Genomic DNA, 21275 nt, shown 5'->3' with positions numbered 1-21275 from the left:
CACTTCATGTTTTAGAAAAAAATCGTTAATCGATGTCCGTTCCGAATATCTTCACTTCCCACAGCCTTGGAGTATACCAGTTGTTAGGGTTATTGTGCAGCTTTGCGCCTTGCATATTTATTCTCACATACCTGGCCGTATTTGAGAGGCTATCGGAAGTGAAGCCGTAAGACGTATTGCCGGTCCGATCCAAGGCTACCGTCCAATGGACATTGTCTGTGCTCGTCTCAATGTTATACTTGTAGAATCCTTCAGAGCCTTTTTGCATCCACCAGGAAATCTGCACGTTATTGATCTGTTGAACCGAGCCCAGATCTACCTTCCACCAATGCGGCCAGGCGCTGCTTGCGGCGGTCCATTCGGTTTGGTAGCTTCCATCATTGGCGTAGCCGGCCGGTTTGGTTCCCGACGCCGTTTGCGCCGTGGCCTCTTTGCCTTGCGACAGCAGTTTGCCGTTCTGGACGGGAACGACGACATCATCGTTTGCATTGTACAGAATTTGATCAAAGTAATCATAGAATGCGTAACCATTGGAGAACCAGACAGGGAGCAATCGTTCCTCGGTTGTACCGTTTTGCGTACCTGCCCAACCGAACATCCAGCGATAAGCCACCATCACGACGTTGTCGCCGGTGTTTGGCTTTACCCGCATCACGGAGCCCGATTGTGCCGAGAAGGTCGACGTATTGCCGATCACGCGCAGCTCAGACCATTCCCCATCCATGCTTGTGGCCGAGGAATACATCGGTATGCTTGGATACCAGCCGGCAGCCTGGGAAGAAAACAAATAATACATCCCGTCTTTTTTGATGACTTTCGGCAGTTCCCTATGTTGGTTTTGGTAAATCACGGAAACTTGATGATCCACGTCCAGCCAATCGGAGGTCAACTGATACAAAATCGTATCCGAATTGTTATTCGCCGTGGAGATCAAATAGGCTGAACCGTCGTCGTCCTTGAAAATGGAGATGTCCCTGGACTCGTTTCCTTCCGGTCGAAAGCTTTTGTGAAACGTAAAGTGCTCTCCAGGCGTCGCTGAAGCCACCGATACTCTGGCCAGCGTGTAGTCCCTGCTGTTCTCGTAGTGGGCCCAAAATACAAATTTATTTGTAGGCGCATGGTACAGAATATTGATACCCTCAAATTTGGAATCGGCCAGGTCAGGATGATCCGTATAGGAAAGTACCACTTTGTCGTTCCCATAGGTTATATCGTCGGTCGACGTCTGTTGGATCATTTGGCCAAATCCGCCAGATGGCTTTTGCACGAAATTGAACCTGTAGTAGGTATCCCCGACTTTAAGTTCATTCGGAAGGTTTAGGGTTGATTTTGTTGTATTATCAAATGTGGTGAGGTTATCCGGAAGGACGTAAGGTGTGTATTCGGGCGAAACGGCGGAAGTTAACAAGGAATTGCCGGCATACGCCTTCACTTGATACCTGTATGTGCTGCCCATGTTAAGGTCATAATCATCCGTCGTAGTTCCGCCTAGTGTCTGCAATAATGCAAAAGGTTCATTGTTTTCGGATCTGAACAGCTCGTATCCCGTCGCTCCGTCGACAGGTGCCCAGTGTATTTTGGCATTGGATACTTCCGATTCGTTCTTCAGCACAAACAGGGTTGCGGCAATATTCGTTTCCTCGCCGGCAGCATGAACCGTTTGTGCCGAGGACGAAAAATGAAAGGCCAGCAACAACAATGCAATGACGATCGCCATCCCTTGTTTCCCTTTAATCACGCTTCATCATCTCCCTCTAACCAAACTTTATTTCAACTTCATCATGGCCATGACATCCGTCTCGCTCGCCTGGTTGTACCATTCGTTGACTTCTTCGATCACGTCGTCTCCGCCTTTTTCGTGCCACTGTTTGACAAAGGCATCAAACGCTTCAAGCGGCTCATTGCCATAAATGATTTTGGTGAATGTCTCCTGTTCCATCGTGGTCAACTGCTCCCATACATTTTGCATCGTTGGTGTAGGCGGCCCATTAAATGCATTTGGCAGCAACGCATCCCGGTTTTCGTATGAAATCCGATACCCGTCTTTGGTCGTTGGATCACTTGATGCACTTCGGATCAGGACGCCCGTATCGGGCTTCGCACCATTCGCCAGATCGTAATACGATTTGCCGGGGCCGTCTACACTCGGCGTATTTTTGGTAAATGCCATTTTCCCGACGCCTTGCACGGCATCCAAAGGCTTGTTGAATTTCTGCGGATCAAACGTCACTTCGTCATTGACGATATCATAATCGTATCCCTGGGCGTAGCCGTATTTAAACTCTCCGGTACCGAACGCGGCATCGTACATTTTATCGTAGTACAGGAAGAACGCTTCCATGTTCTGAAAATCCTTGTTAAACATAAACACGCCATCATTCAGCTGGGCGGATTGATAGGTTTTGTCACCGTTCACGCCTTGAATGGTCGGATAAGCGCTGATTTTCGCTCCCTCTATATTTTTCTCCACATCCATCACACTGCCGTATAGCCAAGGACGACCGATGATGATGCCTGCTTTCCCTTGGGTAAAATCCGACAGTGCGTCCCACGCACCCTGCGTGGCTAGTTCCTTGTTCAAATACCCTTTGGCATACCAATCGCGCAGCTTTGCAAGCGCCTCTTTGTTGCCGGCGGCCACCGATCCATAGGTCAGTTTGCCGTTATCGTTATACCATTGGCGAGGGAGATGTTTGCCCGTATATGCGCTGAAAATCATGACCGGATCGCTGACCCAACCCGTGTTGTACGAATCTTTACCGGAGAACGTAAAGCCGTATGTATCTTGTTTGCCATTGCCGTCCGGGTCGTCATTGGTAAACGCCGCGATGACCTGCTCGAATTCCTCGATCGTCGTCGGCGCCTTCAACTGCAATTTGTCGAGCCAGTCCTGGCGGATCAGCATGACTTCGCCTTCCGTCAAATTCGGCGCGATCGCCATCCCGTACACTTTGCCATCCCTGACAACCGGATTGAAGGTCGACGGGTATTGTTTGTAAATTTCTTTAATCCGGTCAGGCATGTAAGCTGCGATATCTTCGGTAATTTCCTTGACCCGCCCGGACTCGATCAAATCATTCACCAGCATGGTGTCATACACCGGCAGAACGTCCGGCAGCTTCTCCGAGCCCGTGAGCGCCAGCCGCAGCTTGGTATTGTATTGCGAAGCGTCACCGCCCAGCAAGGTGGTTTCGACTTTGATCCCCAGCTTTTCCTCCCCCCAACGGGTCAGCACATTGTCGTTCAAACTTTCGCCATTGATGTATTTGCCCGCGTTTTCATCCTGTTGTTTCGCAATCGTCATCGTGATCGGAGGATCGTATTTTCCGTCCTTGAGCACCGATTCCGTCGTGGCGACGGTTTGGCTTTCTCCACCGCTGCAGCCGGCAACAAGCGCCGTCGACAGCATGATCATGCTTGCCATTTTCCAACCATTACTTCTTTTTTTCATTGAAATAATCCCCCTCGCTTTATTCTTTGACAGCCCCCAGCACGATGCCCTTCACGAAATATCGCTGCAAAAAAGGATAGACCAATATGATCGGCAGCGTGCTGACGAAAATTTGGGCTGCTTTAATGCTTTGCTCCGACATGGCTTCGACTTCGGCCTGGCTCATGGCCATATTCTGCATGTTGCTCTGCACCACCACCGTTTGCAGAAAAGAAGCCAGCGGATATTTGCTCGCATCCGACATGTACAAAATCCCGTCAAACCAGGAATTCCAGTGCCCCACCATAATAAACAGGGATACGGTCGCCAGTCCCGGCAGAGACAATGGCAAATAAATTTTGCTGAGGATGGCGAAAAAGGACGCTCCATCAATAAATGCCGCTTCTTCCAACGCTTTTGGAATCGTTTTGAAGAAATTGACGAGAAGAATCAGATTGTAGGCTCCGAACGCTCCCGGCAGCACAAGCGCCCAAATGGTATCCTTCAACCCGAGGCTTGTCACCAAAATGTAAGAAGGGATCAATCCTCCGGAGAAGAGCATCGTAAAGATAAAAAACCACATCAGCGCGTTCCGGCCCCGGAACTCCTTGGAGAGGGCATATCCTGCACAGGTAAGGATAAACATGCTGATTGACGTGCCCAAAACCGTTCGAAGGATGGATGTCAGCATGGAACCGATGAAATTGGAATTGTTGAACGTTTTTACGTAGCTATCCACATTGAATCCGACCGGCCAAAACGACACCAGGTTGCCGCTAACGGCCGCTTTGCTGCTGAGCGATTGCGCCAATAGATGAAGGAGCGGAAGAAAACACGCCAGTCCCGCCAAAATCATAAACGCATAGTTGAACACCGAGAATACTCTATAGCCTGTCGTCTTATGGTACACGAGCCCTCTCCCTCCCTGTTAGAATATTTTATAATTGGCATACTTATAGGCCAGCCTGTAGGATACGACGATCAAGATCAGGCTGATCCCCGATTTGAACAGTCCTACCGCGGTCCCGAACCCGTACTGTCCGTTCAGCAAGGAAGAACGATAGACATATGTGTCGATGATATCTCCCGTACTGTAGACCAGCGGGTTGTACAAATTGAACACCTGATCAAATCCCGCGTCCAGAATATTTCCCAGACTGAGCGTAGAAATGACGATAATCATCGGCAGCATGCTGGGCAAGGTGACGTATAGAATTTGCTGCCGGCGCGTGGCGCCGTCGATCTCGGCCGCTTCATAATAGGAAGGATTGATTCCTGCAATGGTCGCCAAATAGACGATCATGCCGAACCCGAAGCTCTTCCAAACGTCGCTGACCACCACCGTGAATCTAAACAGGTCAGGGTCCCCCAAAAAATAAATCGGATCGCTGCCGAACATCCACGTCAATAGCTGGTTGACGCCCCCATCTAATCCGAGTATGTCGATCATCAATCCTGCGACGGTGACCCAGGACAGGAAATGCGGCAGATAAACCAGTGTCTGCACGCTTTTTTTGATGCCGACATTTCGCAGCTCGCTGAGTAGAATGGCCATAATGATCGGAACGATAATGCCGACGATAATTTTGGAAACGGCGATTATGAGCGTGTTGACGATCGCTTGAGTCGCCTCGTCGTACCGAAATATTCTTTCGAAGTTTTCCAACCCGATCCACCGTGAGCCGCTAATGCCCAGCCATGGTTTGTAGTCCTGAAACGCCATGAGCAAACCTACCATGGGACCGTAAGAAAAAATGCAGACAAACACAATAGCAGGAATACATAGTACATACAACGGCCAGTTTTTCTTGATTTCCTTTTTCCATGAATTTCGCCGGGAAACGGCTGTTATCGTTGTTTTGGCCGATTTTGCGAAACCGATGTCATTAATACTGCATACCTCCTTTATGACGACTCTTGGAATGCGATCCTCGTATTTAGCTTAACAAAAGCGCTTACATGCCAAAATGCCAACATTTCAAGATCATCACCTCAACCTGAATCATTTTGAAACCGCTTTTATTAAAATGCACATCCCACTCTTCCGCTTTTTGACAGTTTATCTTATGATATAGCTAATTCGATACGGGAACGCCGTCACTCAAGTTTTGCTGCGGAAAGGGAACGTCTATGATCAAAAAAATGTACATGAAACGATTTATTTATTTTTTTGTATTTTTTCTGCTGCTGACGTTAAGTTTGTTTTTCGTGATGAATCGCCTGAGTTCCAAAACGCTGGAAGAAAACCTGATCGGCGCTTCCAAAAACCAGCTTGATTACGTGAAGGGCATTCTTGACGGGATTATGTATGAGGCAAACATGTACGGGGTTCAGTTTGCGGCTGACAGCGATGTTCGCTTCTATCAGAATCATGTGATCGAGCTGAGCAATTACGATTCGCAAATGAAAAAAAATGACATCGTCGACCGTTTGCGGCAAACGCTCCTGTCCAGCCGATCCATTGAATCGATCGGTATTTACTGGACGTCCGAAGAAACGTTTCTGTCGACCAACAATACGCTTGAAGCGAGGCTTCCTTTCCAAAAGGTTCATCGCCAGGGATGGCAAATCCAGGGCGACAGCTTGTATTACTTTGCCATCTACCCTTACATCCATAAATCCGGGCAAACGGAACCGGCTCAGTATGTAGTCGGCGTAAAGCTGAATACCGATTATTTGAAAAGCCTGCTAAAAAAGGCGGTGAACAATGACAGCTCCAACGCCTTTTTCCTGTTTAATCAGCAGCGGTTGTGGAGTGAGGGAGAAGTCGATACCGACTTGTTGAAAGCGATTACGGATATGCTTTCGCCCGGGCAGGACGCAACGTTAAAATATGATTATCATACAAATTCGGACGATTACTATGTTCTTTCCCGATATATAGAACCGATCGATGCCTACCTGATTACATATACGCGCACGAATGATTTTCTGCAACCGCTCGACCGCAGCCGCAAAGTTTTCCTTGCCAGCATTTTAGCGGTGCTGACGCTCGGCCTGGTTGTCATTTTTACGTTTTACCGAAACTACGACCGCAATATCCGATTAATGGAGAAAAAATTTTTGCAGGTCGAGCAGGGCAATCACAGCACGCGCATTACCGAAAACACCGATAACGAATTTTACGGCCTCTTCCGGAGCTTTAACCACATGGTTGCGGAAATTCAGGGTCTGTTCGTATCTTTAAAGACTGAAACGGAGCTGAGAAGAAGTGCGGAGCTGAAACAGCTGCAAGCCCAGATTAATCCTCATTTTCTGTATAACAGTCTGTTCTTCATCATGTCGGTGGCCCAATTCTCTCCGGATGCCGTCATGCGTATGAGCAAACATCTGGCCGAGTATTATCGCTATTTAACCAAATTGGATCAGCATGAAGTCACTCTGGAAAGCGAGCTGCAATTTGCGGAACACTATCTCATCATCATGACGCTCAGCAAAAAGATCGAGTACAACATCGATGTACCGCCGGAACTGGCCTCCACCCCCCTGATGCCTCTCATGATTCAGCCCGTCGTGGAGAACGCCATTCAACATGGAATCGAAGGACAGCAGGGAGCCCATCGGGTAACCATCGATATCAGAAGGGCGGAAGGAGCCATTCTAATCAAAGTGTCGGATGACGGAAAAGGGCTTGCACCGGACGAAATTCGCCGTTTGGAGGCTCAGCTTGAACACGCTACCCCGCCGGAAGGGACAAGAGGCGTGGGTCTCTGGAATGTGAACCGGCGCTTGAAAAATACGTACGGAGAGGCTAGCGGATTGCAATTTTCCGTGAATGATTGGGGCGGCTTGTCCGTCCTGCTGCTGATCGAGATGCCTATAGAGAAAGGGGAACGCCTATGCGATTATTAATCGTGGATGACGGACATTATGTCGTCGAGTATATGAAACACTTGCTGGATTGGAAAGCCTTCGGCATCGACCAGATTGAAACGACGACCAATTCGATCGAAGCGAGGGACATGCTGAATCGAAGCCCTGTAGATATTTTGATCACGGATATCCGCATGCCTGAGGTTTCGGGATTAGATTTGCTTCAACATATTCACATAAACAGTTTGCCGACGAAAGTCATCATCCTTTCCGGCTATTCGCAGTTCGATTATGCGCAGCAAGGCATCCGGTTAGGGGCACTCGACTATTTACTGAAACCCGTGGATAAAGATGACGTCGAGAAAGCCATGTCTAAAGCCATCCAACACATTGTGAAGACAAGGCCCGTTCAACCTGCCTCATGGGACAACTTTGACGGTTTGGGATATGTGCTCTCCCTTCTTGGAGAAAACGAGGCATTAAAGAAGGAATTCGCTGCTTATTCGGAAGGTTTAGGGCAGCATCGTTTTTGCGGTTTCAGGGCAGAGGATTGTTCCCCAGAGGATGTGAGTCGTTTAAAGGATGCTGTCGGGGACAAATGGAGCCGTCTCGTTTGGACTGCAGGCAGGCGGCTGATCGCTTTTGTTCCGGAAGACGCCGCGGGGAAACTGGCCGATCAGTTCGATCACGCGGTCTTGTCCCCTCCGTTTTCATTGAACGATCGCAACGAAACCCGACAGCTGTTTTATGAATTTTTCCTGAATGAGGACGTATCATCAGACGACTTTACACGGGTATTCAAACAATTGCCGTCATGCGGGGAATGGGAATCCTTCAACAATGTTGTTCATCAATATGAACGAATCGTTCACCGAAAACAAAAAATGATCTTTCTTATGGAGAGGATTATTGATATATATCTTGCAGATCAACATCGGAATGCCTCTGAAGCCGCGGATTGGATATTCAATCGGCTTCGGAATCCCGACGAACTTTGGCCGATTCTAAAGGGCAGCGTCAGCCGGATCAACAGCAGCAAGCAGATGTCCATTCAGAACATCGTCACGAAAGTGCAAAGGCATATCGAAGACCATCTGGCTCATGGACTCAGCCTGGATGAGCTGGGGAAAGTCGCCCATCTTCATCCTGTCTACCTTTCCAAACTTTTCAAACAGGAAACGGGTGAAAACGTCTCTAACTACATCTCCAGGAAACGGTTGGAAAAAGCTTCACAACTGCTGCAGGACTCCGAACTTCGCATCGCCGACATCGCCCACATGGTCGGTTACAAAAAAAATCAGTATTTCATCCAATTGTTCAAGGAAAAATACGGAGTTACGCCCTATCAGTACCGCAGAAACACAATCCATCAATGAAGCGGAAAGTTACGCTGCCGTTGTCATTTCCATCGATCCAAGAAGTCGCAAGGGAAGCGACTTCTTGGCATCCAAGGGTTTATTCGTCTGCACGAACTCATTGATGTTCTTATACGGAAATATCCAGACTTCCGCCCAAATTCGGATGCGGCGCCGGAACCGTCTTGAGCATCTCGGCCATCTGTTGGCCTTGTTGCTCCGCCATATTTTTGGACATGGACAACACTTGCAAGCTGGCTGACTGGGCAAGCGAAGTTTGGTTCATTGCGATCGACAAAGCGGCAATATCCATCCTCTCTCCTCCTTTCGCCCCTACATTCGGGTCTCTCCTATATATCGGTTGAACGTGTGCAAATTGAAAGCCTTACCCCAAAACCTTCAGCTCGCCATCCATTTCTCGGCCTCGAATCGTTACCTTTACAAGCAGCTGTTCAGGCTGGGAATACTGTTCTTTGACCTCTGCAATCAGCTTTTTGGCGATCTCCTCAATCTGTCGCAATGTCGTATCTTCCGGCAACCGGAGCATTCTGGCAATCTCATGCTGACGATAGCAGCTTTCATAACCCGGAACTGACTCCGCTCCAAGAGCTCTGATCTCGAATTCGACTTTCATATATTCCGACATGTCGATCCATCCCTTCCTTTTCTCCGGAGCTGCGGCGTAAAGCCTTCATTCCGTTCTTCTGTTTGACATGGACTTGGGAAAAAGCAGTTCAAATCTCGTCCCGTCAGACGTACCGTTTAAATGAAGCGTTCCCCTATGCAATTCCGCAATCTGGCGGACGATGGACAACCCGAGTCCTGTACCGCCGTCCTCCGTCCGTGCGGCATCCCCTCGTACGAAAGGATCAAAGATCACGTCCGTCAAATTCGCCGGAATGCCTACGCCGTTGTCTTCCACCGCCAATGAAACGAGATCTCCCATCTCCGCTAGTTCGATCGTTACCTTCGTTCCCGGCGGATTGTGCTTCATCGCATTGGACAGCAAATTGGACATCGCCCGATGCATCAAGCGTAAGTCGCAATCCGCCATGAGGTGTTCCGGGGCGCAATCCACTTCCAACGTGTACTGTTCCAGTTCGAAGAGCTCGTAAAATTCCGCAGCAACCTCCCTCGTCAACTCGGCAATATCCGTATGTTCCAGCATGAGCGGATAGTCCGGCCTGTCCAGCTTGGACAACATGACAATCTGGTCGATCATCGCGGTAACTTGCTCCGCTTTGCCATACATCAAACGATACGTTTTGACCTTGTTCTCTTCGCCCTCAACCATGTCAAGCTCCAGGGCTTTGGCATATCCTTGGATGATGGTGATCGGTGTCTTCAAATCGTGGGACAGATCGGCAAGCATTTGTCTTTTTTCCCGTTCCAGCTTGCGGTTGTCCTCCCGTGCCCGTTCCAGTCCTTCCGCCATCTCGTTGAACGACTTCTGAATGACCTCAAATTCATAACCACCATCGATGTCCAGGCGCTTTCCATACTCTCCTTCTTTCATTCCCTGAATGGCAGAAGCGATCCGTTCGAGCGGTCTCGTCACCCGTCTCGCACTCCACAAGCTGTAGACCACGCAGCAAGCGCCGAATCCACCGAACAACAACGTGAGATGAATATGATTTATCTCCAAAGTCTGGTTTTCCACATCAAGCACAAGCAGCACAAAGACCCCTATCACGATGCTTAGCGCTGCTGCAAACCAGACGGCCGACTTCAGCATGGCATCAAACCATTTTTCCTTCTTCAAGGGATATCCTCTTTTCTGGCAAACTTGTATCCAAGCCCCCGAATGGTCTGAATATATATCGGCTTTCGGGGATCTTCCTCCACCTTGTCCCTGAGCCTGGAAATGTGAACCATGACGGTATTGGCGTCTTCATAATAAGGATCGGACCACACCTGCTCGAAGAGCTGTTTTTTGGTATACACCCTGCCGGGCGCCTGCATCAGCATGGAAAGCAATTTGTATTCCATCGCGGTCAGCGCGATGGCGCGTTCTTTTTTATACAGAATGCAGTCCCGGTGGCTCAGCCGCAATTCGCCGACCACCGTAACTTCGTCACTCTCCACCTTCTGATCGGATAGGGACACGTCATTAAAATCATACGTCCGCCGCAGCAGCGCCCGGATTCGGGCCACAACCTCAAGCGGATTAAAAGGTTTGCCGATGAAATCATCGGCGCCAAGCAGAAGTCCGTTGATTTTGTCATCATGGCGATTTTTGGCAGACAACATGATGACTGGAAGCTTATATTCCGTGCGCAACAGCTTCAGCAGCTCGATCCCATCGATGCCTGGCATCATAATATCCAGCACCGCAAGGTCGATTCGCTCGTTATGCAAGCACGCCCATGCCTCTGCGCCATTATGGGCCTCGATCACACGAATGCCTTCCTTAGCCAGAAATAAGCCGAGCAATTCCACAATCTCGTGATGGTCATCCACCAAAAGCACCGTTCGTTCCACGCCAATCTCCCTCTTCCATCATTTGTACATAATCCCAGTGTATCATGCTCATCCTCTCTTGGCGTATTTTGTAAGGTTAATTTATGATTCGTGACAGTCCCATGAAAGAATCCGGCCTTACAATGGGTCCAACGATATAAACCGCACGAATCAATCACACTAGGGCACTGCAAGTGCAGTACCATCTTCCGATCGCTGTTATCCCCAGATTGGTTCCTGCCTTCTCCGTTAACGTGTGGATGTTTTTGGCGGTTTATATAGGAACTTTATTCTGCTTGAGGAGGCACATAACACATGAAACACCGATGGTCTTCTATATTGCTGGCCTTGCTCATGACGATCATGGGGATGGGATACTTCCCGGATCAGGCCGCAGCCCAAGAAGCGATTCGCCCGCACGAGTTGCAGCAGGCGGCCGATTCGGCCGTGGAAAAGGCAATGGCGCGCGAGTCCATTCCTGGCGTCGCCGTCGTTGTCACGCTGCAAGATCGGATCATTTTCCAGAAAGGATACGGATTCGCGGATGTTGAACATGGCGTGCCGATGGACCCGGAACGAACGATTCTGCCGGTCGGATCGCTAAGCAAAAGCCTCACGGCAACGGCCATTATGCAATTGGAGGAACAGGGAAAGGTATCGCTGGATCAAGACGTGAACCGTTACCTCTCATCCTTCCATGTCCCGATGTTCCAGCAGCAGCCCATCACACTGCATCACTTGCTCACACATACGGCAGGTCTGGATGATGCCATGTACGGCGTAGAGGCCGCCTCTCCCTCCAAAGCCGTGGAGCTTAGGACATTCATGAAGCATTATTTCGACGAGCAGCCGCCTGTTCGTCTACCCGGCGAAGCATTTGCCTATAACAATGCCAATTATGGCCTAGTCGCCAGTCTGCTGGAGGATGTGTCGGGAAAACCGATCGATGATTATATGTCCCGGTATATTTTCGAGCCGCTGGATATGCCGAGTGCTGGCATTTCAGCCCCTCTCTCACCGGACATGGCCCGTTCTTACACGTTTGAGGACGGATCATATGTCCCTCTCCCCCACTCATACGTCAACATGCCGGGTGCCGGAGGCGTAAGCATGGTGCCGATGGAATGGGCGCATTACATGATTGCGCAATTAAATGACGGCATGTTTCGCGGGAAACGTCTCCTTCATGCCGACACGGTGCGGCAAATGCAGGCACGCCACTTTGCCGAGCATCCCGACCTGGAAGGCGTAGGGTACGGTTTTTTCCGTACACGGCTGCGAAGCGGGCTGTTGACGTTGTCCCATACTGGCGATATTAACGGTTTTTCGGCCAAAATGGTGCTCGTGCCTTCCCGCAAGCTGGGCATATTCGTCATTAGCAACGCACCGTCGCAAGGCGGGAAATTGCACGATTCGATCATATCCTCCATCGTTCAGCTTCTTCCTGAAGCAAGACAAGAGCTTAAAGTGAATCAAACGCCGGTTTCTTCCCAGCTGCAGCAATATGCCCGGACCTATACGTTGACGCTTGGACCTTTGCATGGCTGGGGCAAGTGGCTGCGGTGGCTTGGGACAAGGGACTACGAAGTGAGCGCATCGGAGAACCACCTTGTTATCCATGGGATCTTTCCGGATGGGCCGGGGGAGAAGGAAAGTCGCATCTATGAGCCCATAGGCACCGGACTGTTTCGGGAACAAGAAAGCGACAATACCGTTTCGTTTAAGCAGGGTCGCGATGAATGGAGTATGAGTTTTACTCAGGGAGTTACCTTGGCTGAAAAACCTCCCTGGTGGTGCCATCCTGCCACATCATTAGCCATATATGTTACGATTGCGGTGTCATGGGTGCTTTTATTCGTCATCGGGGTCGTCCGCTGTTTGCTGCGTGTTATTTCGCCCAAACGATTCGGCCCTGCCTCGGCCTGTTCATCTACATGGATTGCTGCCATATTTACCTGTTACTTGTCCGGGCAATTGTTGTATGGCAATTCGGAAGCAATGATTCACGGTTATCCCTGGTGGTATGTTTGGTGTTTCTCGGCCTTGCCCTTCATCGGGCTGGTTCGTGCTTGGTATATCGCCGTCATGAAGCTCAGGCCTCTGCAACCGCACATTCGCAATCGGATCGTGCCCTCCTTGACTTCATGCCTGATCGCCGGCCTCAGCTTGCTCACCGTTGCTTTTCTTTTTTATTGGAACATGCTTCCTCTACATTATAGTTGACTCATGGAGGCTCGTTCTCCATAAACAAAGACAAAGGCGGCTTCGCATCATGCGAAACCGCCTTTGTCTTTTTGCCGGGCTCTGTCCGCTTCGTCCAGCAGACGATAGCTCAAAATCGTTTTGTTGTGAAAAGCAATGGGTTCCACGTCCAGAAACGTTCCCTTAGAATGCCTGCAGATTCTCCATATGCACCGTTTGCCACTCGTCATACTGCTCGGTAACGATCTCAAATCCTTGCCGCATCCAAAAATCCACGGCCCCCGGAAGGAAGCGATGAGTATGCAAATACAGCGTATCGTACGCCATTTCCCGCACGGCATCCTTCAATGCGCTGGCAAGCAACGAACCGATGCCGTGTCTGCGGTATTCCGCATCCACGTAGCATTTCACCACTTCGGCGGCCGCCCCTTCGGGATACCGTCCTTTGATTTCTTCGATGCGCCCATCGTACGGCACAATCCCTATGGAGCCAATAATCTCGTTGTTCTCGGTTACTGCGACCAGAAACTTGCTTTGATCCGAATGCATGTAATGCGCATGGAAATGCAGCAAGTCCGTCGGCAGCGTTTCGTGATTCAGCATCGGGAATACTTCGCGCCGCACCTTCATCGCAAACCGGACGGCTGCGTCCACCTGATGTTCCTGAATCGCCATGACTTTCGGCATGGCTTGAAGCGGTATGGCCATCTCCTCATTCCTTATCTCTTGGTTTGGGCTTGCCGCCCCCGGATCGGCAGGAAGCGAGCATTGCGATCAGCGTCTTCCATTCCCTTTCCATCTTATAAGAAATACGGCCGAACCAGCAATACGATAAAAAGGAAAGCCGATTCCTGCGAAGGGAAGTCGGCTTTCCTTTTTCAAAGCAAGCTTCTGTACGATTACTCAAAGTACTTTGCGCCATTGCTCGAGATGACCTCTTTGTACCAATGGAAGCTTTTCTTCGGAATTCTTCTTAACGAACCGCTGCCATCGTTGTTCCGGTCTACATAAATGTAGCCGTACCGTTTCTTCATCTCCCCGGTTCCGGCGCTGACAAGGTCAATCGGTCCCCAGCTCGTGTAACCGATGATGTCGACGCCATCCTGAATCGCCTCGGCCATTTCGGCAAAATGGCGATCCAGATAGTCGATGCGATAATCGTCCTCGACCGTATCATTTTCGAGCAGCACGTCCGTCGCGCCCAACCCGTTCTCGACGATGAAAAGCGGTTTGCCGTAACGGTCATGCAATTGGTTGCATGTAATGCGCAGCCCTTTCGGATCGATCGTCCAACCCCATTCGGAGGCTTCTAAATACGGATTTTTCACCGATCCGAACACGTTGCCCTCCGTGGAATTTTTCAGCACCTCCGGATCGGCGCTGGTGCAGCGGCTCGCATAATAACTGAATCCGATGTAGTCCACCGTGTTTTCCCGCAGCAGTTCGAGATCGCCTTCTTCCATTTGAAGCTCGATGCCGCGTTCCCGGAAAAAGCGTTTCGTATATCCCGGATATTCGCCTTTGGACTGCACGTCGATGAAGAAGAACGATTCACGGTCCAACTCCATCGCTTTCCATACGTCTTCCGGATTGCTCGTATACGGATATACCGTTCCCGCCGCAAGCATGCAACCAATCATCGCATTTGGAATGATCTCGTGACAGGCTTTGACGGCAAGCGCGCTGGCAATCAGTTCATGATGGGCTGCCTGGTACAATACCTTTTCCTTGTCGTCGCCGTCGTTCAGGACGATCCCCGCCCCGATATAAGGAAGATGCAGCAGCATGTTGATTTCGTTAAACGTCATCCAGTATTTCACTTTGTTCCGGTAGCGTTCAAACAATGTGCGAGCATATGTTTCAAAAAATCCGACCATCTTGCGGTTGGTCCACCCGCCATAGGTCTTCACCAAACTTACAGGTACATCGAAATGGCAGATCGTAACGACAGGTTCAATGTTGTGCTTGAGCAGCTCGTCAAACACATCGTCGTAAAATTGGAGTCCGGCTTCGTTCGGCTGCGCGTCATCCCCGTTCGGGAAAATCCTCGCCCAGGCGATGGACATCCTGAAGCTTTTGAAGCCCATTTCCGCGAAAAGCGCAATATCTTCTTTGTAACGATGATAGAAATCGATCGCCCCGTGGGAAGGATAAAACTCGCTTTCTTTGGGCTCAAACGAATCCAGTGCTCCCATTGCGATCTTCATGCGGTCCGGTCCAATCGGAATCAAATCCACCGTGGTCAGACCTTTGCCATCTTCCAGATAAGCGCCTTCGAGCTGATTGGCTGCAGTAGCTCCTCCCCAGAGAAAATTCTCCGGGAAGGACGTATACGTTTTAAACATATATTTCGTTTCCTCCTATCCAAACTTGAAATCAAGTCATCTGAAAATCATTGATTCGGGGAAGTTAACCCAAAACCGTAAGCAGTTTTTCTTTTTCGTTCACGGTGGCGTGTTTGGTCCCTACGACATCCAGATAAGCGGACGTGTTCGCAACGATAATCGGCGTTACCGTTTCATACCCTGCATCCTTGATCGCCTGCAAATCGAATTCCATGATCAGATCACCCACGCTGACGCGGTCCCCATCTTTCACATGCGGCGTGAAATGCTGGCCTTTCAGTTGAACCGTATCTTGGCCGATATGGATGAGCATTTCCACGCCGTCGTCGCTGACCAGTCCGATCGCATGTTTCGTGCGATACACCGTCTGTACTACGCCGTTAACAGGGGATACGACACGGCCGCTTGTTGGACGAATCGCAATGCCTTTACCCATATGCTCTCCGGCAAACGTCACATCGTTGATCTCTTTCAGCTCGACCACTTCGCCAGCCATCGGGCTTGCGATTTCGAATCTTTGGTTCGGGTTTGGTTCCAATTCTGTTTTTGGCGCAGGCGCCGCTTCTGCCTTCTTCTCTTCCGGTTCTTTGAATCCAGTCACATAGACGAGAATGAAGCCCAGGATGAATGCAATCAGCGTAGCCGCAATCGTCCAGAAGAATATAGCGTCCATGCCTGTTTCTGGGTTAACGTAGCTCGGATATCCGAAAATGCCCAGACCACCGATGATGTACCCTTTTGTGCCCACATATCCGAGAATGCCGCCTCCGATGGCCGCCGCGATACAACTCATGATGAACGGTTTTTTCAATGGGAGCGTCACGCCGTAAATAGCCGGTTCAGTTACTCCGAAAATACCCGATATAAAGGCCGGAGCGCCCAGCGTTTTCAGTTTGGTGCTTTTGGACTTGACGATAACCGCGAGCACAGCTCCGATCTGAGCAAAGGATGCCGCGAAAGACATCGCCAAAACCGGATCATATCCCAAATTCGCCAAGTTCACGAAGGCCACAGGAACGAGTCCCCAGTGAAGTCCGAACAATACAAACACTTGCCATAGACCACCGATCACGAGACCTGTAATCAGAGGACTCAGTCCGTAAATCCAAGTTGTGAACGCTCCCAGCAATTGACCCGCCCATGTAGAGATCGGACCGATTAACAGGAACGTAAGTGGTACGATGACGAGCAAAGTGCAAAACGGAACCAGGAAGTTGCTGACCACTTTAGGCATAACTTTTTTGAAAAACCGCTCTATCTTCACCGCGAAGAACGTGGCTACGATGATCGGGATAACCGATGAAGCATAATCCATCAAAATGACCGGGATACCTAAAAATTCAATGCGAATAGGTGATTCGAACAAGGTGCCGGCAAACAACGTATACATGGGCTCTCCGGCTCTGATGCCCGCCAATGTCGGGTAGACCAGCGAAGCACCGATGGCCATGCCCAGGAACGGCGTTCCTCCGAACTTTTTGATGGCCGTGTATCCAAGGAAGATCGGGAAGAAGTAGAACAAGCAATCTCCCACTGCATTTAACAACGCATACGTCCCTGACGTATTGTCGACCCATCCCAGCGATACAAACATGGCTGTGAATCCTTTGATCATCCCGGTCGCGGCAAGCAAACCAAGAACCGGAGTAAACACGCCCGAGATCATGTCTATAAAGCGGTTAAACAAGTTGCCCTTCGGACCGGAGTCTGCTTTGTCTTCATCTACCTGACCTTCGGCAGACAAATTCCCTGCTTTGACAACGGCTTTATACACATCAGGCACTTCATTTCCAATAACGACTTGGTATTGGCCGCCACTCTGCATGACGGTGATGACGCCTGGCAAATTTTTAAGCTCTTCCGTTTTGGCGACGCTTTCATCTTTCAGTTTAAAGCGCAATCTCGTTACGCAATGGAACACGCTGTTTACGTTTCCGGGACCACCAACGCGGGACAGAATGTCCTTAGCCAATTGATCGTAGTTCATTGTAATTCTCCCTTTCTGATTGAACTTTCTGCGGTGAAACAAAGAAAACCTGAACTACTGAATCCACGCAGCGCGCCGGTATTTCTCCGGAACACAGGTCGTGTGATTCAGCAATTCAGGTTTTGCCCTTAACGGTTGCAACCCTGTAAGGCTGTACACAATAGCTATTTGGTTGTGAACCCCACATCTTGTTTCAAAAGTAAGTTGCAACCCATCTTTATTGTTTCAAGGTGGTCGGAGTTGCCTGATTGAACAGTTACAACCCGTTTGTTGTATGCGCTTACTTTATGTGATTATAATAGCTCATCCGTTTTACAATTGCAAGCGTTTTATTATTAAAATTAATAAAATTGTTTTACTCTGTCGTCGCATGCACTACACGCTCAATATGGATGGACAGATACATCAATTCTTCGTTGGTCAGTTGATACGTGTAGTTGTTTTCGATGAACTTTTTGATTTTGAGCGAGCATTTGTGAGCTTCCGGATATTTCTTCTGGATCATTTCGAACAACTCGTCATCGTTGTTGTTTTTGTAATGTTTGCCGTTGACCAACCGCTGCGAGAAAAACTTCAAATGGGTGACGAAGCGATAATACGTCAGTGAATTTTCGTCAAAGTCCATTTTGAAGTGATACTTGATGATCGTCAAAATCTCCTGCATCACTTGGGTCATGCTGCGAATATTGGGCATTTCCTCGTTGAGAGCGGCGTTTACAAAATGCAGCGCCATAAATCCGGCTTCATCCTCGGGCAGCAGGATGCCGAACTGGTCGCAAATCATGTTCAGCGCCTCGAGCCCCACTTCGAATTCGTCCTTGTAGAGCTGCTTGGTTTCCCATAACAACCCGTTCCGAATAGGCAAATTGTTTTTGTAACGCTCGATGGCAAAGTGAATGTGATCGGTCAGGTGAAGGTAAATGCTTTCGTTCAGCTTTTTGCCCAGCTTCAATTTGGCATAATTAATGATCTCCTCGGATACCTTCATGTACTCCAAGGGAATGCTTGCGATCAGCGCTTTGAAATTTTCCTGGATGTCTTCGTTTTGAAGCGTGAATATTTTATCAATATGCTCTTCGGCAACCATGTCGCCCGCACGCTTCTGAAATGCGATTCCGCGCCCGATCACGATGACTTCCCGCTCGTCCTTAACGGCAACGACAGCATTATTGTTGAGGACCTTTTCAATTTTCACTTTATCACTCCAATATACAGAAAAAGGCAAACCTTACCTTCGTCAGGTATATGGCATCGCCCATTTCAATGTCAACTATTGCGTGAAATTATGTTATTACATTTTTCTACATTATACAACAGTAATTTTAATGGGTTTGAAACGATCTTGTTTTATTCGCAGGGATGAATCACGGCGGAAATCATGGCGTTTGCATTTAGACAATATAGTTACTTTGAGAACGATAAAGATTAAAAAATCTCCTTTTCGGTACTCGTCAATTATAGATCTAAGTTTCCCTCCTGAAACCGGTTTTCATGCAAGTCCTTGCATCGTTATATGATATTCAGGCTGTCCTGATGCGATATGCGCCCCGTTTTCTGCGGGTGAACATGCGTGGTTATATGAGGCCAAATATAAATCTTTTGTAAATTTTGGGAAATTTCAAATTCCGGAAACCAACATGTTTTGATCCGAAAATGGATTTATACTTTCTTTCACAAAAGGTTACAGATTGAACCTTTCCTTGATCTGCCGAGCCGTCTCCTCCGGACTCAGATTCGTATTATTGATTCTAACATAGTGCTGATGCGTGATTTCACCTGGTTCTGAATTCAGCCGATACTTTTCCATGCTTTCCAGCAAGTCCTGCTCGGACCATGCCACATCCCGTTTCGTTGGTTTGTGCAGCAGCCTGTGCGGACTGCGATTGCGTTCAAGCCGTTCCGCCGGATCGGCCTCCAACTCCACGTAGCACACCTGCGCCCCTCTCGATTCGAACATTTCACGAAGCTGCCGGATGTATTCCCCATCCTCGGCCACATCAAATGCCCACACATATGTAAAAATTAATCCGGGAAGCTCGCTTTTCGATACCTCTTCGAAAATTTCCCGGCGGAACAAGCTGACGAGCCGTTTGCCCTGCGGGGTACCGTAACTGAAATAAGGCGATACCAAATCGATCGTCATGTGATTGTGAAATAGCTTTAGGCCGGTGATCTTCTCCAGCTCCTGCCCTACCGTCATCTTGCCTACCGCTTGCGGCCCAACAATAATAACCAGTTTCATGATAATCACTCCTCGACTTGTCGGGTGCCCCGAACGAAGCATATTTTGGATATCTCCCCATATTACATACTTATCGGAAATTTAGAAACACTTCGATCGACGTTTTTGCAAATGCATTGGATCACACGCGGGCGGACGGTTCCTGCAACAACAGGTTTAAAAAATGACCAGTCCTCATGTTTATCTGATGACGCAAAAAAGAGACTTCAGCCCCTTCTGTACAAGCCAGAAGTCTGAAATCTCTCTTGTTGCTGCGAATGAGCTCAGCCATCCAACATCATTGTCCAATGAGCACCCATCCCCATTTCACTTTGCGCAAACCGATTGCAACGATCCAGGATAGAAGCAGCGCAGCCGCATAAGACATCGCGATGCCGAGACTGAAATGCTGCAGCAGCGGGGCCGCAAGTTCACGCCGCCAGAAGAGCAGAATCATCGGATGAATCAGGAACACGCCGAACGAAACGGTACCCAGCGAATTCAACACTTTGGCGACACGTTCGGCAGCAGGCCTTTTCCGGCGCTCAATCCATGCGCACACGAGCAGCAGCAGCAAACAGGCGGAGAGTGTAAACAAATTCCGAAAAACGAATAATAGCGTAAAAGCCACGAATGAATCGGAAGCAAACATGCTTTTGATCATTCCGCCGCCGTAGATAAAGACGGCCCCTCCTGCCATCAGGGCGAGCAGCAGCGCGATTTTCCATGCCCTCAACGTCTTCAGTGCCGCCTCGTAATTCAGTCCGGCCCATGCACCGAAACCGATGACAATCAGGTAGCTTGGCAGCAGGCTGCCGAGCCGTTCAAAGTGGAATTGCAAATGGAGCGCATAAAAAACGGCTTGCCCTGCCACAAAAAACAGAGGGAAGTATCGTTTAACCAACCGATATCGCGTCAAGGCAAGGAGCCAGGGAAATACGATGTAAAATTGCAAAATAATAAGGAAAAAGTACAAATGGGTGTGCGCGCGTCCTGTCAGCAGCTGCTCCGCCAAGCGTGGCCAATGGTCCTGCGGCTGTTCGCCGGCAAGCCATTCCTTGACGACAAAATAAATCAGCGACCAGACGAGATACGGGACGAACACGTATAACAAACGTTTTTTGTAAAACTTCAGCTTCCAGCCCTGCTCATTGGTTCGTGCGCTATAGTTGTAGAATAACACCAGTGACGATAAAAACAGGAATGCCGGTACGGCAAACTGCAAAAAGCTGTTCCAGAAAAAATAAAACTGGTGGTCCAACGTCTGTTTGGGATAATGCGCGACCGCCGTAGACGTTGCATGAATGGCCACCACCGCCATGATCGCAAAGGCCCGGTAAAAGCCCAAATACGAAATGCGCTGTGGCCGAGTAGCCGGTAGTTCCATACGAAAACCTCGCTTATGCCTGATATGATAGTTTCCGGCCGCAATCCAGATTCCATCTTCATTCTAGTGGGCAAG

The 21275-nt window shown here is 49.3% G+C and carries 17 protein-coding genes; 3 read left to right on the top strand and 14 right to left on the bottom strand.

The features are described from left to right. Positions 1-25: 25 nt before the first annotated feature. The 4 genes from RSX24_RS06895 to RSX24_RS06880 are packed head-to-tail and all read right to left on the bottom strand — an operon-like array spanning position 26 to position 5312. A complete protein-coding gene (locus tag RSX24_RS06895) occupies positions 26-1738 on the bottom strand; it encodes a discoidin domain-containing protein (RefSeq protein WP_343260098.1) in 1713 nt (570 codons plus the stop codon). 27 nt (positions 1739-1765) lie between these two features. Then, the gene (locus tag RSX24_RS06890) at positions 1766-3451 is read right to left on the bottom strand and encodes a type 2 periplasmic-binding domain-containing protein (protein ID WP_343260097.1); all 1686 of its coding nucleotides are present in this window, start codon (positions 3449-3451) and stop codon (positions 1766-1768) included. A gap of 19 nt (positions 3452-3470) precedes the next feature. Next, positions 3471-4340: a carbohydrate ABC transporter permease gene (locus RSX24_RS06885; protein ID WP_236412062.1), complete on the bottom strand. Its 870-nt coding sequence runs from the start codon at positions 4338-4340 to the stop codon at positions 3471-3473. A gap of 18 nt (positions 4341-4358) precedes the next feature. Then, the gene (locus RSX24_RS06880; protein ID WP_438286786.1) at positions 4359-5312 is read right to left on the bottom strand and encodes an ABC transporter permease; all 954 of its coding nucleotides are present in this window, start codon (positions 5310-5312) and stop codon (positions 4359-4361) included. 248 nt (positions 5313-5560) lie between these two features. On the opposite strand from RSX24_RS06880, the gene RSX24_RS06875 reads away from it, so the two are divergent. Together RSX24_RS06875 and RSX24_RS06870 are read left to right on the top strand one after the other, a co-directional pair. Further along, positions 5561-7282 carry a sensor histidine kinase gene (locus tag RSX24_RS06875; RefSeq protein WP_343260096.1) on the top strand — a complete coding sequence of 574 codons (1722 nt, stop codon included), beginning with the start codon at positions 5561-5563 and terminating at the stop codon, positions 7280-7282. Continuing rightward, the gene (locus RSX24_RS06870) at positions 7270-8619 is read left to right on the top strand and encodes a response regulator transcription factor (RefSeq protein WP_343260095.1); all 1350 of its coding nucleotides are present in this window, start codon (positions 7270-7272) and stop codon (positions 8617-8619) included. Before RSX24_RS06875 ends, RSX24_RS06870 begins: the two co-directional genes overlap by 13 nt. 109 nt (positions 8620-8728) lie before the next feature. Here the strand turns inward: RSX24_RS06870 and RSX24_RS06865 are convergent, their stop codons facing one another. The 4 genes from RSX24_RS06865 to RSX24_RS06850 all read right to left on the bottom strand — a co-directional run bounded on the left by RSX24_RS06865 (position 8729) and on the right by RSX24_RS06850 (position 11079). Continuing rightward, complete coding sequence (locus RSX24_RS06865) at positions 8729-8911, bottom strand: YjfB family protein (protein ID WP_343260094.1); 183 nt, start codon at positions 8909-8911, stop codon at positions 8729-8731. Positions 8912-8983: 72 nt separating this feature from the next. After that, entirely contained in the window at positions 8984-9244 is a 261-nt protein-coding gene (locus tag RSX24_RS06860) for a hypothetical protein (protein ID WP_343260093.1), read from the bottom strand. Between the two features lie 45 nt (positions 9245-9289). Next, a complete protein-coding gene (locus RSX24_RS06855) occupies positions 9290-10360 on the bottom strand; it encodes a sensor histidine kinase (RefSeq protein WP_343260092.1) in 1071 nt (356 codons plus the stop codon). Further along, on the bottom strand, positions 10357-11079 hold the full coding sequence (locus RSX24_RS06850) for a response regulator transcription factor (RefSeq protein ID WP_236412050.1): 723 nt from the start codon (positions 11077-11079) through the stop codon (positions 10357-10359). Before RSX24_RS06850 ends, RSX24_RS06855 begins: the two co-directional genes overlap by 4 nt. Positions 11080-11373: 294 nt before the next feature. On the opposite strand from RSX24_RS06850, the gene RSX24_RS06845 reads away from it, so the two are divergent. After that, entirely contained in the window at positions 11374-13281 is a 1908-nt protein-coding gene (locus RSX24_RS06845) for a serine hydrolase domain-containing protein (RefSeq protein WP_343260091.1), read from the top strand. Positions 13282-13443: 162 nt separating this feature from the next. Here RSX24_RS06845 and RSX24_RS06840 read toward each other — a convergent pair whose 3' ends face one another. From RSX24_RS06840 to RSX24_RS06815, 6 genes are all read right to left on the bottom strand, one after another. Further along, positions 13444-13968 carry a GNAT family N-acetyltransferase gene (locus tag RSX24_RS06840; protein WP_343260090.1) on the bottom strand — a complete coding sequence of 175 codons (525 nt, stop codon included), beginning with the start codon at positions 13966-13968 and terminating at the stop codon, positions 13444-13446. A gap of 191 nt (positions 13969-14159) precedes the next feature. Continuing rightward, positions 14160-15605 carry a 6-phospho-beta-glucosidase gene (locus RSX24_RS06835; protein WP_343260089.1) on the bottom strand — a complete coding sequence of 482 codons (1446 nt, stop codon included), beginning with the start codon at positions 15603-15605 and terminating at the stop codon, positions 14160-14162. A gap of 64 nt (positions 15606-15669) precedes the next feature. Next, positions 15670-17592, bottom strand: coding sequence for a beta-glucoside-specific PTS transporter subunit IIABC (locus RSX24_RS06830; protein WP_339273027.1), 1923 nt, complete (start codon positions 17590-17592; stop codon positions 15670-15672). Between the two features lie 355 nt (positions 17593-17947). Further along, positions 17948-18787, bottom strand: coding sequence for a BglG family transcription antiterminator LicT (gene licT / locus RSX24_RS06825; RefSeq protein WP_236412032.1), 840 nt, complete (start codon positions 18785-18787; stop codon positions 17948-17950). 486 nt (positions 18788-19273) lie between these two features. Further along, positions 19274-19834 carry an AAA family ATPase gene (locus tag RSX24_RS06820; protein WP_343260088.1) on the bottom strand — a complete coding sequence of 187 codons (561 nt, stop codon included), beginning with the start codon at positions 19832-19834 and terminating at the stop codon, positions 19274-19276. Positions 19835-20111: 277 nt separating this feature from the next. Further along, on the bottom strand, positions 20112-21200 hold the full coding sequence (locus RSX24_RS06815; RefSeq protein WP_343260087.1) for an acyltransferase: 1089 nt from the start codon (positions 21198-21200) through the stop codon (positions 20112-20114). Between the last annotated feature and the right edge of the window lie 75 nt (positions 21201-21275).

It is taken from the genome of Paenibacillus hubeiensis (assembly GCF_032334105.1).
In the GTDB taxonomy this organism is placed as follows: Bacteria; Bacillota; Bacilli; order Paenibacillales; family Paenibacillaceae; genus Paenibacillus; species Paenibacillus hubeiensis.
Note: the sequence above shows the minus strand (reverse complement) of the source record. Positions and strands in the feature narration are given on the sequence as shown.

Excerpts from the sequence above, each read along its gene's own strand:
- RSX24_RS06890 (WP_343260097.1), bottom strand. The coding sequence starts at position 3,451 with ATGAAAAAAAGAAGTAATGGTTGGAAAATGGCAAGCATGATCATGCTG.
- RSX24_RS06875 (WP_343260096.1), top strand. The coding sequence starts at position 5,561 with ATGATCAAAAAAATGTACATGAAACGATTTATTTATTTTTTTGTATTT.
- RSX24_RS06870 (WP_343260095.1), top strand. The coding sequence starts at position 7,270 with ATGCGATTATTAATCGTGGATGACGGACATTATGTCGTCGAGTATATG.
- RSX24_RS06865 (WP_343260094.1), bottom strand. The coding sequence starts at position 8,911 with ATGGATATTGCCGCTTTGTCGATCGCAATGAACCAAACTTCGCTTGCC.
- RSX24_RS06860 (WP_343260093.1), bottom strand. The coding sequence starts at position 9,244 with ATGTCGGAATATATGAAAGTCGAATTCGAGATCAGAGCTCTTGGAGCG.
- RSX24_RS06845 (WP_343260091.1), top strand. The coding sequence starts at position 11,374 with ATGAAACACCGATGGTCTTCTATATTGCTGGCCTTGCTCATGACGATC.
- RSX24_RS06840 (WP_343260090.1), bottom strand. The coding sequence starts at position 13,968 with ATGGCCATACCGCTTCAAGCCATGCCGAAAGTCATGGCGATTCAGGAA.
- RSX24_RS06835 (WP_343260089.1), bottom strand. The coding sequence starts at position 15,605 with ATGTTTAAAACGTATACGTCCTTCCCGGAGAATTTTCTCTGGGGAGGA.
- RSX24_RS06830 (WP_339273027.1), bottom strand. The coding sequence starts at position 17,592 with ATGAACTACGATCAATTGGCTAAGGACATTCTGTCCCGCGTTGGTGGT.
- RSX24_RS06820 (WP_343260088.1), bottom strand. The coding sequence starts at position 19,834 with ATGAAACTGGTTATTATTGTTGGGCCGCAAGCGGTAGGCAAGATGACG.
- RSX24_RS06815 (WP_343260087.1), bottom strand. The coding sequence starts at position 21,200 with ATGGAACTACCGGCTACTCGGCCACAGCGCATTTCGTATTTGGGCTTT.